Source organism: Empedobacter sp. UBA5528, assembly GCF_002426075.1.
GTDB lineage: Bacteria > Bacteroidota > Bacteroidia > Flavobacteriales > Weeksellaceae > Empedobacter > Empedobacter falsenii_B.
This window is the reverse complement of the sequence record NZ_DINY01000068.1, coordinates 21,814-37,237: the sequence shown is the minus strand read 5'-3', so window position 1 is coordinate 37,237 and position 15,424 is coordinate 21,814. Positions and strand designations below refer to the sequence as shown.

Annotated in this window: 13 protein-coding genes, 1 tRNA gene and 2 pseudogenes; 6 read left to right on the top strand and 10 right to left on the bottom strand. The window is 31.4% G+C overall.

Going from position 1 to position 15,424, the window contains the following annotated elements; all coding sequences use genetic code 11:
- On the top strand, positions 1 to 976 hold a 976-nt coding region (locus B4L98_RS14460), incomplete at its 5' end, for a hypothetical protein (RefSeq protein ID WP_291078605.1).
- Between the two features lie 22 nt (positions 977 to 998).
- Here the strand turns inward: B4L98_RS14460 and pdxH are convergent.
- The gene (gene pdxH, locus B4L98_RS14455; RefSeq protein WP_221855228.1) at positions 999 to 1,646 is read right to left on the bottom strand and encodes a pyridoxamine 5'-phosphate oxidase; all 648 of its coding nucleotides are present in this window, start codon (positions 1,644 to 1,646) and stop codon (positions 999 to 1,001) included.
- Between the two features lie 75 nt (positions 1,647 to 1,721).
- Here pdxH and B4L98_RS14450 point away from each other — a divergent pair, with 75 nt between their 5' ends.
- The gene (locus tag B4L98_RS14450) at positions 1,722 to 2,273 is read left to right on the top strand and encodes a YqgE/AlgH family protein (protein WP_291048426.1); all 552 of its coding nucleotides are present in this window, start codon (positions 1,722 to 1,724) and stop codon (positions 2,271 to 2,273) included.
- A 4-nt stretch (positions 2,274 to 2,277) separates the two neighbouring features.
- Here the strand turns inward: B4L98_RS14450 and B4L98_RS14445 are convergent, their stop codons facing one another.
- Both B4L98_RS14445 and B4L98_RS14440 read right to left on the bottom strand, forming a co-directional pair.
- Positions 2,278 to 3,087, bottom strand: a complete 810-nt coding sequence (locus tag B4L98_RS14445) for an aminotransferase class IV (protein WP_221855234.1) — start codon at positions 3,085 to 3,087, stop codon at positions 2,278 to 2,280.
- An 11-nt stretch (positions 3,088 to 3,098) separates the two neighbouring features.
- Positions 3,099 to 3,482, bottom strand: coding sequence for an START-like domain-containing protein (locus B4L98_RS14440; RefSeq protein WP_038330532.1), 384 nt, complete (start codon positions 3,480 to 3,482; stop codon positions 3,099 to 3,101).
- 115 nt (positions 3,483 to 3,597) lie between these two features.
- Here B4L98_RS14440 and B4L98_RS14435 point away from each other — a divergent pair.
- Positions 3,598 to 3,671 (top strand) — tRNA-Met (locus tag B4L98_RS14435).
- Positions 3,672 to 3,731: 60 nt separating this feature from the next.
- On the opposite strand, the gene B4L98_RS14430 is transcribed toward B4L98_RS14435, so the two are convergent.
- Positions 3,732 to 4,589: a DUF6515 family protein gene (locus tag B4L98_RS14430; protein ID WP_125349476.1), complete on the bottom strand. Its 858-nt coding sequence runs from the start codon at positions 4,587 to 4,589 to the stop codon at positions 3,732 to 3,734.
- 231 nt (positions 4,590 to 4,820) lie between these two features.
- Here B4L98_RS14430 and B4L98_RS14425 point away from each other — a divergent pair, with 231 nt between their 5' ends.
- Positions 4,821 to 5,870, top strand: a complete 1,050-nt coding sequence (locus B4L98_RS14425; RefSeq protein ID WP_038330727.1) for a nucleoid-associated protein — start codon at positions 4,821 to 4,823, stop codon at positions 5,868 to 5,870.
- A 36-nt stretch (positions 5,871 to 5,906) separates the two neighbouring features.
- Here B4L98_RS14425 and B4L98_RS14420 read toward each other — a convergent pair whose 3' ends face one another.
- From B4L98_RS14420 to B4L98_RS14400, 5 genes and pseudogenes are all read right to left on the bottom strand, one after another.
- Positions 5,907 to 6,365 (bottom strand): GNAT family N-acetyltransferase, encoded by a 459-nt coding sequence (locus B4L98_RS14420; RefSeq protein WP_038330524.1) that lies wholly within the window; start codon positions 6,363 to 6,365, stop codon positions 5,907 to 5,909.
- Positions 6,366 to 6,417: 52 nt separating this feature from the next.
- On the bottom strand, positions 6,418 to 6,936 hold the full coding sequence (locus B4L98_RS14415; protein ID WP_038330521.1) for a hypothetical protein: 519 nt from the start codon (positions 6,934 to 6,936) through the stop codon (positions 6,418 to 6,420).
- Entirely contained in the window at positions 6,933 to 7,361 is a 429-nt protein-coding gene (locus tag B4L98_RS14410) for a hypothetical protein (RefSeq protein ID WP_038330520.1), read from the bottom strand. The genes B4L98_RS14415 and B4L98_RS14410 overlap by 4 nt, the downstream gene beginning before the upstream one ends.
- Before the next feature lie 10 nt (positions 7,362 to 7,371).
- Positions 7,372 to 8,541, bottom strand: a complete 1,170-nt coding sequence (locus B4L98_RS14405) for a sigma-54-dependent transcriptional regulator (RefSeq protein WP_125349474.1) — start codon at positions 8,539 to 8,541, stop codon at positions 7,372 to 7,374.
- A 98-nt stretch (positions 8,542 to 8,639) separates the two neighbouring features.
- Positions 8,640 to 10,200, bottom strand: a pseudogene (locus B4L98_RS14400) (AMP-binding protein).
- Between the two features lie 218 nt (positions 10,201 to 10,418).
- Here B4L98_RS14400 and B4L98_RS14395 point away from each other — a divergent pair.
- Positions 10,419 to 10,910, top strand: coding sequence for a DinB family protein (locus B4L98_RS14395; RefSeq protein ID WP_291078603.1), 492 nt, complete (start codon positions 10,419 to 10,421; stop codon positions 10,908 to 10,910).
- A 31-nt stretch (positions 10,911 to 10,941) separates the two neighbouring features.
- On the opposite strand, the gene B4L98_RS14390 is transcribed toward B4L98_RS14395, so the two are convergent.
- A complete protein-coding gene (locus tag B4L98_RS14390) occupies positions 10,942 to 12,471 on the bottom strand; it encodes a SulP family inorganic anion transporter (RefSeq protein ID WP_291078602.1) in 1,530 nt (509 codons plus the stop codon).
- A 181-nt stretch (positions 12,472 to 12,652) separates the two neighbouring features.
- Here B4L98_RS14390 and B4L98_RS14385 point away from each other — a divergent pair.
- Positions 12,653 to 15,423: pseudogene (locus B4L98_RS14385) on the top strand (TonB-dependent receptor).
- The last annotated feature ends 1 nt before the right edge of the window (position 15,424 follow it).

Genomic DNA, 15,424 nt, shown 5'->3' with positions numbered 1-15,424 from the left:
AAGATTTTCAAATCTAAAGGAAATAGATAAATCTCCAAAAGCAATTACATTACTTCAAAAAAATAATGAATTTGAAGAAGAATTTACATTCAATTTTTTCTTTCAATTAAATTTATACCGTGTTAATGAAATAAATAATTCAGAATTTATTGAAACGTTTAAAACCATTTATAATAAATACAATTACCCTAAAGTTTACAATCATTTTTTTACAAATTATGATTTACCTTTTGATCGAATTAAAGAAGTTGATTTAACGAATAAACAACAAAATATTCCTACGAATGAATTGTTTTCGGATGAAAATATTTTAGTTGCAAAACAATATTTAGCTTTACAAATTGATTTACTTCAATTAGATTTTTTTACTGGTCAAAAAAAGCCGCAACCATTCAAATACAACAATGTTGTTTACAATAAAAAACAAGATGTACTGAAAGTTAAAGAAGAATTAGAGCAAATAAATAAGGAAAAAGAAGCTGAGTTCTCAGAATATTTAGACAATATCAAAATATTTTTCAAATCTAATTTAGATGAACAAAAAACTATTTTGTTAGAAGATTGCATCAAAGTTGAAGCAGATTTATCAGCAAATATTCAATTGGTAAATGAAATTAGAACTCATATTAATTTTGCAACAAAACCCATTCATGAAAAGCTAAGAATCGAAGCTTTAACAGTTTTGAATAATCAAATAGAGCAACTTAAAAATGTAACAAAAGATATTCTACAAAGTGAAATCGCAAAGGAAAAAATAACTATTCGAGAAATTGAAAATGCACAATATTTTATAGATGAAGATTGGATTTTCTTTTTTGACTCTACAGGTTATAACAACAATGCTTTTGAAAATTTAATCGAAAATTTATACTTTGTAGATCAAGTTTCAAATAACTTATTGTTTCAAAAAAAAGCTGCTTTCCTAAAAGAATACGAACCATTATTAGACTATACATCAAAAACAAAAGCCTCTTAATTAGAGGCTTTTGTTTTATATCTTAAGGTGCTAAACGCTCTTTTTTCCAATCAAAATCGTCTTGTAAAACATAACGAACTCTATCGTGTAAACGACTTGGACGTCCTTGCCAAAACTCTATCTCAGTTGGACGAATCAAGAAACCTCCCCAATGTGCTGGACGAGGAATTTCTTTTCCTTCGTATTTTTTTTCTAATTCCAATTCCTCTGTCGCTAAATCTTCGTGCTCATCAATCACAGAACTTTGCGCCGAAATCCAAGCGCCTAACTGGCTACTTCTTGGACGTGTTTCGAAATATCCATCCGAATTATTATCCGAAGTTTTTTCAGCCACACCTTTTATAATAATCTGTCTTTCTAGAAATGGCCAAAAAAATGACAAACAAACTTTCGGATTTTCTAATAAAGCTTTTCCTTTCTGACTGTTGTAATTCGTATAAAAAATAAAACCTTCGTCCGTATATCTTTTCAATAAAACAACACGCGTTCTCGGAAATCCATCTTCACCAATCGTTGCAACAGACATCGCATTTGCTTCATCCACTCCATCCGATTCTTCAGCTTGCAGAAACCAATCACGAAATTGTTCGATCGGATTTTCTCTTAACGAATCAAAATTCATCGACTGTTTTTCGTAAACTTTTCTTTTATAACTTAAATCTTGTTTCATTAATGATTATTTTATATTTTTAAACAGCTAATTGTATATTTCGTTAAGATTTCACGTAACAAAACCGAAACAAAAATGTCTATCAAAAGTATAAAAAAAGGAGTTATTTTGGTCGCAAAACCAACATTAAGTAACGATATTTTTCAGAGAAGTGTAATTTTAATTACAGAACACTTAGAATCTGGAAGTATTGGTTTTATTCTTAATCATTCTTCTCATATTCCGATTAGTATTTTTGTATCTGAAATGGAGTCTGCATCTATTGTTTTTGAAGGTGGACCTGTCGATAAAGAAAACATCTATTATATTCACAAACGACCTGATTTAATCAGAAATAGTGAAAAAATTACTAAAAATTTATATTGGTCTGGCGTATATGAAGATGTGCGTGATGCAGTAAATCAGAATTTGATTAGTCAAGATGAAATCAAGTTTTTTATTGGATATTGTGGTTGGGCACCAAAGCAAATCAAAGATGAATTAAACAATAATTCGTGGGCTGTAACGGATTTGGATTTTGATATTTTTGAGCGTTGGGATGCTGATTTGTGGAAAAAATTGATGAAACAGCTTGGAGGTGAGAACTTAATTTGGCTAAACACCCCCGCTGATCCTTCTATGAATTAATCAATTATAAATACTTAAAAATCGATTTTGTTTTGTCTAAAGTGTATTCTTTTTTACGATTTTTGGTAATTGGTAAAATTCCAATTCCATCAATCAAAATGAAAACTTCTTCTGCCTTCTGAATTTCAAATGGAAAAATTTCGACTTCTTCTACTTTAAATTCTTCGGCTTTATTAATTTTTGTAATGAAATTATTTCTCAAAACACTAGTAATAACACCTTCTTCTTTTTTCGGTGTACGAATCGTTTCTCCATTCACAACAAAAATATTTCCTCGTAAAGAACGCGCCATTTTTTTGTTTGCATTTAGCAAAATAATATCAGCATAATCATTCTCTAAACGATAGATTTCTGCAATATTTTCTTCTGGACGATACGTATTCACAAGTGAATAAAATGCAGTATTGATCGCATAATCTTTGTAAACATCAATTTCGTTTTCAGCTTGTAAAAACTCCCAATCATTTTCACTATTTTCAATGGAAATCAAATAATTGATGGATGCTTTTAGATAATCTTCCTCATCATTTCTGAACGCAAAAAATTCTACTTTCCCTGATTTGGTCTGATTTGCTTCTGCTAATAAATTGATTTGTTCTTGAAAAAATTCTGGTGTAAAATCTAACGGAATATTCATGCGGTAAATACGCATAGAAGCCATTAAATTGAAATAATGATCTTCCCAATCAATAATTTCACCATTTACAAATCGCAAAATTTCTTTTACAGCATCACCATTACGAAAAGCTCTGTTCTGAATTCCTATTTCTGCATTTGCTTTTTCGACAATAACGCCACCTAAGTTAATTTTCAAAATAATAGATTTTAAACAGATCCTAAGATTTTTTTTAGATCTTCAATTTGACTTTCCCACAATTGTTTTGATTCTTCTACTTCGTCTTCATCAGCAAAATCTGTAATAACTAATGATACATCGTTCGTTAAATCGTCTTCTACAATTGTTAATTCGAAGAAATATTTTGTATCTTCATCATATTCCCATTGAAAGCGCACGTATCCATCTTGCTTAGATTTCATCAAAAATGCAGATTCTTCGTGTCCATCCCAAATAAAAGTATATTTTTCTCCACGAGAATTTACGTTATCTGCAAACCATTCTGATAAACCAGAAGGGTTTGAAATATAGTTATATAGCAAAGACGGTGAAGACTTGATTGAAAATTCTACTTGATATTTCTTTTTTGGCATAATTCTATTTTATTGAAGTCGCAAGATATAAAATGAATTGTATCTACCAAAGAAAATCAAAATAAGTTTTGTTATAAAATCAAAAAAAAATTACCTTTGCAAAAATTAAAATTTAGGCGAGGTAGCTCAGATGGTTAGAGCGCAGGATTCATAACCCTGAGGTCGGCAGTTCGATTCTGCTCTTCGCTACAAATAAAAAGCCCAAACAGACAATCTGTTTGGGCTTTTACTTAACTACTAAAACCTATACTAATCTAAATAACCTACTACTTGATAAGCTCTTGTTCCTCTATTGTAAATTTTTTGGTACAAAACACCTCCAAATTCATACAGATATTCTCCTCCATAATCTACTCTTTCATATCCTGCTGGTAACGCATATACGATAGCACCTAGTGGAGCTTGAACTACTTCATAATAATTTCTATTTGGGCTGTAATAAACACCTTCGTAGAAATAATATGGATTTCTATTACCAATATTAATTGTTACATAACCTACTGGTAAAATATTAATTCTAAATCCTACATATGGCATATATCTCACATATCCATTGTTATAAGGACGATAGTAAATACCATTGTTTCCGTAGAAGTTATAACTGTTATACGAATACTTGTTATAGTTTCTTACATTCACATTAGAAACTGGTCGGTTTCCTCTGTTGTATGAGCTAGAATTTATACGAACTGGATTGTTGTAGAAATCTCTGTTTTTTAAACTCTCAGATCTATTGCCTTGATTTCCTTGGCTATTTCTACTATTATTCCAATCTTTATTAGAACTTGGTCTGCTACCTACAATAGCAGTATTATTTCTATCTATACGTGTACTAGTTTCACGTTCTGTTCTATTTGTAGAATTTTTCCAAGATTCATTCGTAGAATTTCCACGACCTATTCTTTCTGTTCTATTTCCTTCAATACGGCTAGTTCTATTTTCTGTTCTAGCCATTTCAGAGCGTCCATTCCCTTGACTTCTTGAAGTTGCTTCTCTTGAAGAAGAACTTCTCTCACCACCTCTTTGACCTCTATCTTGAGCATTTACACCAACAGCTAACATGGCTGTAAAAGCTACTCCTAAAAGTGTAAATTTAATTTTTTTCATCACCCAACTTTTTAATAAATTAAGACATTTCTCCTAATACTATTTCCGTGCCATAATTATAAGTTTAAACCATAGAAAATGTTATAACAATCAAAATAATTTATAAGCCATTCAAATTCAATGAATTGCATTAACAATTTTGTTTGACAATTTTGTTAAATATTTTTATTCCTGACATCGTTTGTATTGATTTCTGAATTGATTACTTTTGTTTTTAAGAAATTATATAAAATGATTGACGTTAAAAATGCTTACATCGCCTTTATTAGTTTACAAAAAGTTGGACATAAAGTTCGAGAAGAAGCTAACATTTTTGCCGATAAAACACTAGAATACGATGAATCTAAGGAAGAACAATTGGTACCTTTCTTATTAAGTCCTTTCAAAAAAACACTCGAAATTAATCGTTTCACGCATTATACAGAAAAGTTAGAATTTAATGTTTTGTATAATCAATGCAAGCAAATGTTTGATGAAGAAATAGATTTTATCGATTTTTCGCAAGAAGTTTTAAGTCATTTATACGAGAAATCATTACATCCGCAGATCAAAAGTGGTGAAGTTTTTATTGCCCTTTTCGAAAATATGATGTTCGACGGAATTCCTTGCCGTGGAATTGGAATTTATAAATTAGAGAATAAGAAGAAATTCTTGCGTTTTGACGAATCACGTGGTTTAGATTACAACATTTGGAAAGGTTATAAGCTAGAAGGAATCGACAAAGCCTGTCTTATTCTTGATGCTTATCGCGACGAAGGTTTCCGCGTCTACTCTATCGATGATAAAAATGTGGAGTCAGAATATTGGAAGAAAAATTTCTTAGAAATTGATTTGATTAAGGACAACAATTACCATACGAAGAAATATATGGAGTTGATTACAGATTTCTCGAATGATTTTCTTTTGGATAAAACAGACAAAAAACAACAAGCAGAATTTATCTCAAATTCGATAAATGTGTTGAATTCGAATGAAGTTGTAACGAATGAAATTTTTGAAGATCAAGTTTTGAAACCTTTCGAAATTATTGATGAATTCAAAGAATATAAGAAAGATTATAGCGAAAATAATCGTGTTGAATTTGTGGAAGCTTTCGAAGTTTCAGTTCCAACTTTGATGAAAGAATCTAAGAAAATTAAAAGTGAAATTAAATTAGATACAAAGATTAACATCAAATTAGATTTGACAAATCCTGATGCAGCTGAAGAATATTTGGAGCGTGGTTTTGACGAAGAAAAGAAAATGTATTATTATAAAGTCTATTTCAATTCTGAACAATAAATTAAAGGCTCCTATTTTGGAGCTTTTTTTTTGATATTAATTCAATTTCAAAATACATTGATGATTCAAAATCTCAAAACCATTTTTCAGCCAAAAACCTTTTGCAAATTGATTTTCAGCTGTAAATTCTAATTCAATATATGCTTGATCGTTCAAGAAATTTATCGCTTCTTTAACCAATTTAGAAGCGATGTTTTGATTGCGATAATTTGCATCAACATACAACGAATCTATTCTTCCTTTTGATTTAATCACAAAATATTTCGGACGAAGATGTTTCGAACAAATAATATATCCCGTCAACTGATTTTCTATTTCGGCTACAAATATTTTTATATTCTGTTGATGTAAAATTCCCTTGAAAAAATCATCAATATCATGTTTGTAGGTCAAATCTATTTGATACAATGCATTAAACTCTTGATGATGTTGTAACAATTTTATCATCATTCTTTTCAGTTCAGGAATATCATTTTCTACGGCAATTCTTATCATATCTAAAAATAAAAAAATCCAGTTAAAAAACTCTAACTGGATTTACTAAAAACTATTGTTTATCTAGTTTTATTTTGTCTTGACCTTGTTGCAATTGATACAACTCTATAATATCCTCAATTGGATAATTAAACCAATCAACTTGTTTTTTGATTTTCGAATTTTGATCTAAATACAAATATGTCGTGAATTTCATCGCTGGAAACTTCATTCCATTATAGGTATAAGGCGAAAATTCTCCGTTTGCAATAATCATCGAATCGTTAGAAAATAATTCATTTACTTTCAATAATTTATTATTTTCATATTGCATCGTTTGATCACTCCAACGAATAATATCATTCAATAAATAACGCGGATCTACCGTAGAACCTCCCGAATATTGTGCTACATTTTCATATACCAAACTATCATTGTAAAAAGACAACATTTTCTTGTAATCTTTTCGAGATGAATAATTTTCGAAAAAACGTTTTCCTAATTCATCATTTTTACTGGCTGAAGAAGAATTACAACTTACTAAAAAAGTAATTGCAATAAGACTTAAAATCCATGTAAATTTTATTTTCATTTGTCTGAAATTCTTGTTAAATAATTTTCACCATTATCATCAGCCATTCCATCTTCATTGAGAATCATAATCTCCGAATTGTCCGACCAACGTAAAAATTGAAAAGGTAATTTTTTCTTTTTTGAATCAATCTCCATCAACGATCCATCATCTTTTTTGAATAATTCTCCGTTATAAGATTGACCTTTGTATTCAGCAGTAAATTTATCATCTGCTAATTTCAAAACAATTTTATCCCCAAAATATTTTCCTTCAAAAACACCCTTATAAACAAGCGTTTCATTTGTAAAAACAGAATTTTTTTCTAAAGACAATACATCTTCATGCGATAAGCTATCTGAACTTTTATCCACTTCTACATTGTCCTTTTTACAAGAAAATAAAAAGAGTTGACTGATAAATAGCAAAAAGAAAATCTTTTTCATCTGAGATGAATTATTTTTTCACGAATTGTTCAACATCTTTTCTCGAAATTGGATCATCACCCAAAATCAATAAACGTTCAACAACATTTCTTAACTCACGAATATTTCCTGACCAATCTAATTCTTTCAAAGCATCATACGCTGAATTATCAAAAGATTTTTGACTTGTTGTATCAGTAATAAAATGTTCAACCAAAGCAGGAATATCATCTTTACGATCATTAAGTGCTGGAACATTAATGATAATTACCGCTAAACGATGGTATAAATCCTCGCGAAAACGACCTTCCTCAATCTCTTTTCGTAAGTCTTTATTTGTTGCAGCAATTACACGAACATTTACATTAATCTCTTTCTCAGAACCAACTGGCGAAACTTTTCCTTCTTGTAGCGCACGCAAAACTTTTGCTTGAGCAGAAAGACTCATATCCCCTATTTCATCTAAAAAAATTGTTCCTCCATTTGCCAATTCAAACTTACCTTGCTTGTCTTTAACAGCTCCAGTAAACGATCCTTTCACATGACCAAACAATTCACTTTCGATTAATTCAGCTGGAATTGCCGCACAATTCACTTCAACCAAAGGTTTTACATTACGATTACTTTTCTCGTGTAAATGATGAGCAACCAACTCTTTACCTGTTCCATTTGGACCAAGAATCAATACACGAGCGTCTGTAGCAGCCACTTTATCTATAATTTGTTTTACTTCTGCAATTGCAGGAGCATCACCAATCATTTCATATTTTTTAGCAACTTTTTTCTTTAAAGCTTTATTTTCTTTCTTCAATTCTTTATTCGAAGACAGCAACGATTTACGGTCTAAAGCATTACGAACAGTCGTCAATAATTTATTAAGATCTGGTGGTTTTGAAATAAAATCGTACGCACCTTTTTTGATCGCATCTACAGCCAAATCAACATCTCCGTGCCCCGTTATCATCACCATTGTTAAATCAGGATTGTATTCCATCGCTTCCGATAAAACTTCCATCCCATCTTTCAACGGCATTTTTATATCACTTATAATTAAGTCGTATTCTTTTTCTTTTATTTTTTCAAGCCCTATAGCTCCGTTTTCAGCTTCATCCACATTCCATTTTGGATTTTCGTCCATTAAAATGCTTTTCAAAACGTTGCGAATTGCCTGTTCATCTTCGATTAATAAGATATTTGACATCGTTTAGATCGTTTATTTTTGTAAAATTAAAATAGACTCAAAGATAATTGAAATTATTATTTTTGAGTCTACTTTTGATATAGATTTTAATACTTTTTTTAAGATGTTTTCACTTTTCGTGCATTTTCTAAACCTAATTCTTTTATAGAAACTTCTCTCATTTCTATTTTTCGAATTTTCCCTGAGATAGTCATAGGGAATTCTTGTACAAACTTCCAATATTTAGGACGTTTGAAATGAGCAATGGATAAACAATAAGCCTTCAATTCGTCTTCTGTTACACTAATACCATCTTTCACTTTCACCCAAGCCATTACTTCTTCTCCATATTTGATACTTGGAACGCCAATAATTTGAACATCAGAAATTGATTCATGTTCGTACAAAAAATCTTCAATCTCTTTTGGTGAAATATTTTCTCCTCCTCTGATAATAATATCTTTAATTCGTCCAGTAATATTAATATAACCATCAACATCCATAGTCGCTAAATCACCAGTATGCAACCAATTATTTTCGTCAATAACTTGCGCAGTTGCTTCCGGATTGTTCCAATATTTTTGCATGACGGAATAACCTCTTGTACAAAATTCACCAGCAATTCCACGAGGTAAAATATCTCCTGTTTGCGGATCAATAATCTTAATTTCTAAATGATCTTGAACTGTTCCAACCGTCGAAACTTGCTTTTCTAAAGGTGTTCCGATAATAGTTTGTGTAGAAACTGGCGAAGTTTCTGTCATCCCATAACAAATCGAAACTTCTTTCATATTCATTTTAGCTTGCACTTTCTTCATAATTTCAATCGGACAAGGCGAACCAGCCATTACACCAGTTCTCAAAGATGTTAAATCGAAACGATCAAAATTTGGTAATTCTAATTCCGCAATAAACATCGTCGGAACTCCATAAAGTGATGTACACTTTTCCATTTCGACTGCATTTAAAGTCTTTGCAGGATCAAAACTATCCGAAGGAATTACCATACAAGCGCCATGCGAAGTACACGCCATATTACCAATTACCATTCCGAAACAATGATAAAATGGAACAGGAATACAAACACGATCACGATGCGTATAATTTAATCGAACACCAATAAAAAAACCATTGTTCAATAAATTATGATGCGTTAAAGTTACNNACTTCTGAAGTCGAAATTTCTTCTCCTTTAATCAAAAAATCATCCCAATTTTCTTCAAAAATAATGATATGTTTTAGTAATTTCGCATTCTCTTTTACATTATTCAACATCACTTTATACTCACTTGTTTTGAAGCTTAAAGAAGCAAAAACTGCAGAAATTTCAGCTTGATTTAATACAAATTCGAGTTCATTTTCACGATAAGCAGGATTCAAATTAACCAAAATCATTCCCACACGGGCCGTTGCATATTGTAACAATGTCCATTCCGCACGATTTGGCGCCCAAATACCTACGCGATCTCCTTTTTGCAAACCAATTGCAATCAATGATTTTGCTATTTGTTCGGTTTGTGAATAAAATTCTGTATACGTCGCTCTATAATTTTGATCTACGCAAACCAAAGCCTCTTGTTGCGGATATTTTGCAACCGTATTTCGTAAATTTTCGCCAATTGTTTCTCCTAAAAGAGGATATTGTGATGCACCACTTGAGTATGATAAGTTAGAAATCATGTGCTTATATTCTATGTTTTTAAAATTACTTTCCAACTCAAACTTAACAACGATTTTCAGGAAAATAAATTTATCAAATACAAGATTTATGATTTCTAAAAGAATCGTATTTTTTTATTAAAATCAAAAATGAATTCAAAAAAATGAAGGTTTATTTTTAACAAATACTTAAAATAACTCCATCAAATTATTCTTAAATTGTAAAAAATTACTGAAAAATGAATACAATAAACCACGACAATTATACTTCTATTTACGATGGAATAGAAGTTGTAGATGCTTTACAAACACGTATTGCTGACATCAAGAAAACATTAATAATTGTAACAGAATTAGATAAATGGGGTTATGCCTATGCAGAAGGTAAATGGACCATCAAAGAAATGATACAACATTGTATAGATTGCGAACGTATTTTTTCCTATCGTGCACAACATATTGCGAGAGAAGATTCACAAACATTAAATTTCTTCGATGAAAACGCCTATGTATTGACTTCAAATGCAAATGAAAGAAAGCCTGAAGAATTAATAAAAGAATGGACTAATTTGATGAAAGCAACTTACTTTCAGTTTGAATCTTTTAATGATGAAACTTTAAACAAAATAGGAAAAGTTGGTAATCGAGAGTATTCTGTTGAGAAAATCGGTTATGTAATGGCTGGTCATTCCATCCATCATATGAATGTAATTAATGAACGATATTTATAAAAAAAGTCAGCTTCTAAAAAGCTGACTTTTTTTATTTCGGCATCACATTATAAGTCGGATCTTCTTCAATATTTACCTCAATAACACTTTTTGCATTTTCTAATAATCGAATAGAATCTTTACTCAAATGTCGCAAAATTACAATTTTATCTTGTTGTGCATATTTAGATGTAATAATATGTAAAGATTCAATTGCACTCATGTCAACTATTCTACTCTCTTTCAAATCTATAACAATTATTCTTGGATCAGAATTAATTTCAAATTTCTCTAAAAAAGTAGAAGTCGAACCAAAGAAAAGTGGTCCATAAATCTCATATATTTTTCGTCCATTATCATCAACAGATTTACGTGCTCGAATACGTTTAGCATTATCCCAAGCAAAAACCAAAGCCGAAACAATAACACCTACAAAAACAGCCAAAGCAAGGTTATGTAACACAATCGTGATAATCGCCACCAAAATACTTACAAACACATCCGATTTTGGCATTTTAGTTATCAATTTAAAAAATCCCCATTTAAAAGTCAAAATCGCAACCATCATCATTACACCAACAAGTGCTGCCATCGGAATTTTCTCAATCACTGGAGCACCAATTAGAATAATAATCAAGATTGTAATTGCACCAATTGCTGGTCCTAATCTAGAACGAGAACCTGCATCTAAATTAACAAATGTCTGAGCAATCATTGCACAACCTCCCATTCCACCGAAAAAACCATTTGTAATATTTGCAGCACCTTGCGCCAAACATTCTTTATTCGACGAACCTTTCGTTTCAGTCACCTCATCCACCAAAGTAAGCGTTAGCAAAGTTTCAATTAACCCAACCGAACCCATAATAATCGAATAAGGCAAAATAATTTTCAAGGTTTCTAACGTAAACGGAACACTCGGAATATGAAAACTTGGCAATTCTCCTTTGATACTCGCAATATCACCAACAGTCTTTGTATCAATATGAAATCCAATTACCAATAGAAAAGTCACAAGAATTGCAACCAAAGAAGCTGGAATAATTTTCGTTAATTTCGGAAAGAAATAAACTATCAGAACTGTAATTAGCGTCAATCCAGCCATCGTATAAAAAGATGTACCGCTCAACCAACTCGTTATTCCATTCGTAGTTGATTTGAATTGTTCTATTTGTGACATAAAAATAACAACAGCCAAACCATTTAGAAAGCCATACATAACAGGTTGAGGAATTAAACGAACAAATCTTCCTAATTTGAAAACACCAATTACTATCTGGAAAACTCCTGCTAAAGCAACCGCAGCAAAAATATATTGCTCACCATACGTTGCATTCAACGCGATTAAAGTAATAACGGTAGCACCTGCTCCACCCGCAACCATCGCTGGTCTTCCTCCAAAAACCGCCGTTACAATTCCCATGATAAATGCACCATACAAACCAATTAAAGGTGATAAACCAGCTAAAATTGCAAACGAAAGCGATTCAGGAATCATTGTCATAGCAACAGTTAAGCCGGCTAATATTTCGTTTTTATAATTTATTTTTTGATTGAATTTTAAATATTCAGCAATCGACATCAGAAGTTTTATTTCATGCAAAAGTAACAATTACTACGCATCTAAAATTAGTAAAAAGCTAGATTTAATATCAAATTACATACTAATCATTGAAGTAATTTTATAATTGTTAAATATTTCTTAATAAATATTTAACAATTAGGAAATATAGCAAATGTATTTTTGACGAAATTAATTTCTAATGAAACATCTTTTAAAACTCTCCTTATTCATTCTAGGTCCATTCGTTTTGGCTCAAAGCGGTGTTATCTCAGGAAAAGTTGTAGATTCTAACGATCAATTTTCGTTACCAGGAGCTACAATTCGCATCGAGAATTCCAATAAATATACTGTATCTGACCAAAATGGTAATTATCAATTTCTAAATCTTACACCTGGTATTTATACCATNNCTCAAAACAAATAGAAGTTACCGAAAATAAAACAGCAGTTATTGATTTTTCTCTAAACGCAGGTTACAACGAACTAAATGAAGTTGTTGTAGTTGGAGATTATTTAAAAGGGCAAGCAAAAGCATTGAATCAACAAAAAAATAACGGAAATATTACCAATATCATTTCTTCAGATCAAGTTGGTCGTTTTCCCGATTCTAACATCGGAGATGCGTTAAAACGTGTCACTGGAGTTACAATGCAAAACGATCAAGGTGAAGCTAGAAACATTATCATTAGAGGTTTATCACCCGAATTAAATTCGGTCATGTTAAATGGAGATCGTATTCCATCTGCCGAAGGTGATAACCGAAATGTACAAATGGATTTAATTCCTGCGGAAATGATTTCATCTATAGAAGTGAACAAAACTTTGACACCAGATATGGATGCAGACGCAATTGGTGGAGCTGTAAATCTGATTACACGTGCTGTTCCAAATAAAGAGCGTATTTCTATAACGGCTTCTGGTGGTTATGCACCAATTCGCGAAAAAGGCTTGTACAATTCGTCTTTTTTATATGGAAATAGATTCTTCAACAAGAAATTAGGTGTAGTTGTTTCAGGAAGTTATCAAGTTCAAAATTTTGGTTCAGATAATATCGAAGCTGTTTGGGACAAAGATGAAAATAAAACCTATTTGTCACAATTTCAGATTCGTAAATATGACATTCAACGTGTAAGAAGAAGTGCATCTTTTTCAGCAGATTATCAGTTTAATGAAAACAATAGAATAGATCTTTCTGCTATTTACAATTGGCGTGACGACAGAGAAAATCGTTATAGAGTAACTTATCGCGATTTAGAATTTGATGAAAAAACAGGAACTTACACAGGAAATATACGTCGCGAAACAAAAGGTGGAATTAATAATAACCGCAATAAAAATGCACGTTTAGAAGATCAACGTGTTTACAATATATCGTTACGAGGAGAGCATTTATTATCTCCAAAAATCGATATGGATTGGGCTGTTTCTTATTCAAAAGCAAGCGAAGACAGACCAAATGAGCGCTACATCGATTATCGTGCAAAAGGTGTTACCTTTAATGAAGATTTATCTGATGCAAAATATCCAAATGTAACAACAACTTCTACAGAAGATTTGACCAAATTCAAAGTTGGTTCATTATCAGAACAACACGATTATACAGATGAAACAGAATTTGGTGCAAAGCTTAATTTCAGAGTTCCCTTAAGTCTTATTCCAAATCAGAAAGGACGCTTACGCTTTGGTGGTCGCCTTCGATTGAAAGACAAAGAGCGCGAAAATATTTTCTATTCATACGAAAGCATAGATGGAATGGGAAATTTGAGTACTCAAAATCCTGTAAATTGGTCAAGCAATCGTTTCAATGCTGGTAAAAAATACCAAGCTGGATATTTCTATTCAAATCATCAATTAGGAAATTTAGATTTAAACAATACAAATCTATTCAAATCTAACTTAGAACCTTCTGAATATCTAGCCTCTAACTATAAAGCGAAAGAATATATTTCGGCAGGATACATTCGTTGGGATCAAGATTTATCATCTAAAACATCTTTGATCGTTGGTGTTCGTATCGAAAATACTTCAATAGATTATACAGGGAATTATGTACAAGATGAAGAAGATTTAATTGGAGAAATCAAGCACAAAAACGATTATACCAATGTTTTACCAAGTCTTTCTTTGAAACATAAATTTACAAATGATTTTATTCTAAGAGCAGCGTTCACAACAAGTATTGCACGACCAAATTATTACAGTTTAGCTCCTTTTGTAAGTGTTTTAAAAGAAGATACAGAGCTTTTTGCAGGTAACCCAAATCTAAAAGCAACCTATGCCATAAACTATGATTTAATGGCTGAAAACTATTTCGAAAATATCGGAATTGTTTCAGGAGGATTTTTCTACAAAAAATTAAACGATTTCATCTATACCTACAAAAACAATACATTTACAACAAATGATTTCCAAACACTTTTTCCTGACGTAGCAAACCCAGTTCCTGCTGGAGAAAACTGGAAAATGACACAAGCTAGAAATGGAGATCACGTGAATGTTTTTGGGTTTGAGGTAGCATTTCAGCGTCAATTAGATTTCATTCCAGGCGAATTTTTCAAACATTTAGGAATTTACCTTAACTATACATACACCGATTCGAAAGCGAAAGGAATTACCAATGAAGATGGTGATTTGAGAGAAGATCTTGATTTACCTAAAACAGCTCCACACATGTTCAATGGTTCGTTAGCATTCGAGAACAAAAAGTTCTCTGCGCGTATTTCGGTTAATTATACCGCCGCTTATTTAGACGAAATTGGAGGAAATGCTTTCGAGGATAGTTACTATGACAAACAATTATTTTTAGATGCAAATGCGTCGTATAAATTCTCAAATCAATTACGAATTTTTGCAGAAGCAAACAATTTAACAAATCAACCTTTACGTTATTACCAAGGAGTTTCGAGTCAAACAATGCAACTCGAATATTATCAACCACGTTTTACTTTAGGTCTAAAATTTGATTTCTAAA

Excerpts from the sequence above, each read along its gene's own strand:
- B4L98_RS14425 (WP_038330727.1), top strand. The coding sequence starts at position 4,821 with ATGATTGACGTTAAAAATGCTTACATCGCCTTTATTAGTTTACAAAAA.
- B4L98_RS14395 (WP_291078603.1), top strand. The coding sequence starts at position 10,419 with ATGAATACAATAAACCACGACAATTATACTTCTATTTACGATGGAATA.
- B4L98_RS14415 (WP_038330521.1), bottom strand. The coding sequence starts at position 6,936 with ATGAAAATAAAATTTACATGGATTTTAAGTCTTATTGCAATTACTTTT.
- B4L98_RS14420 (WP_038330524.1), bottom strand. The coding sequence starts at position 6,365 with ATGATAAGAATTGCCGTAGAAAATGATATTCCTGAACTGAAAAGAATG.
- pdxH (WP_221855228.1), bottom strand. The coding sequence starts at position 1,646 with ATGAAACAAGATTTAAGTTATAAAAGAAAAGTTTACGAAAAACAGTCG.
- B4L98_RS14390 (WP_291078602.1), bottom strand. The coding sequence starts at position 12,471 with ATGTCGATTGCTGAATATTTAAAATTCAATCAAAAAATAAATTATAAA.
- B4L98_RS14430 (WP_125349476.1), bottom strand. The coding sequence starts at position 4,589 with ATGAAAAAAATTAAATTTACACTTTTAGGAGTAGCTTTTACAGCCATG.
- B4L98_RS14440 (WP_038330532.1), bottom strand. The coding sequence starts at position 3,482 with ATGCCAAAAAAGAAATATCAAGTAGAATTTTCAATCAAGTCTTCACCG.
- B4L98_RS14410 (WP_038330520.1), bottom strand. The coding sequence starts at position 7,361 with ATGAAAAAGATTTTCTTTTTGCTATTTATCAGTCAACTCTTTTTATTT.
- B4L98_RS14405 (WP_125349474.1), bottom strand. The coding sequence starts at position 8,541 with ATGTCAAATATCTTATTAATCGAAGATGAACAGGCAATTCGCAACGTT.
- B4L98_RS14450 (WP_291048426.1), top strand. The coding sequence starts at position 1,722 with ATGTCTATCAAAAGTATAAAAAAAGGAGTTATTTTGGTCGCAAAACCA.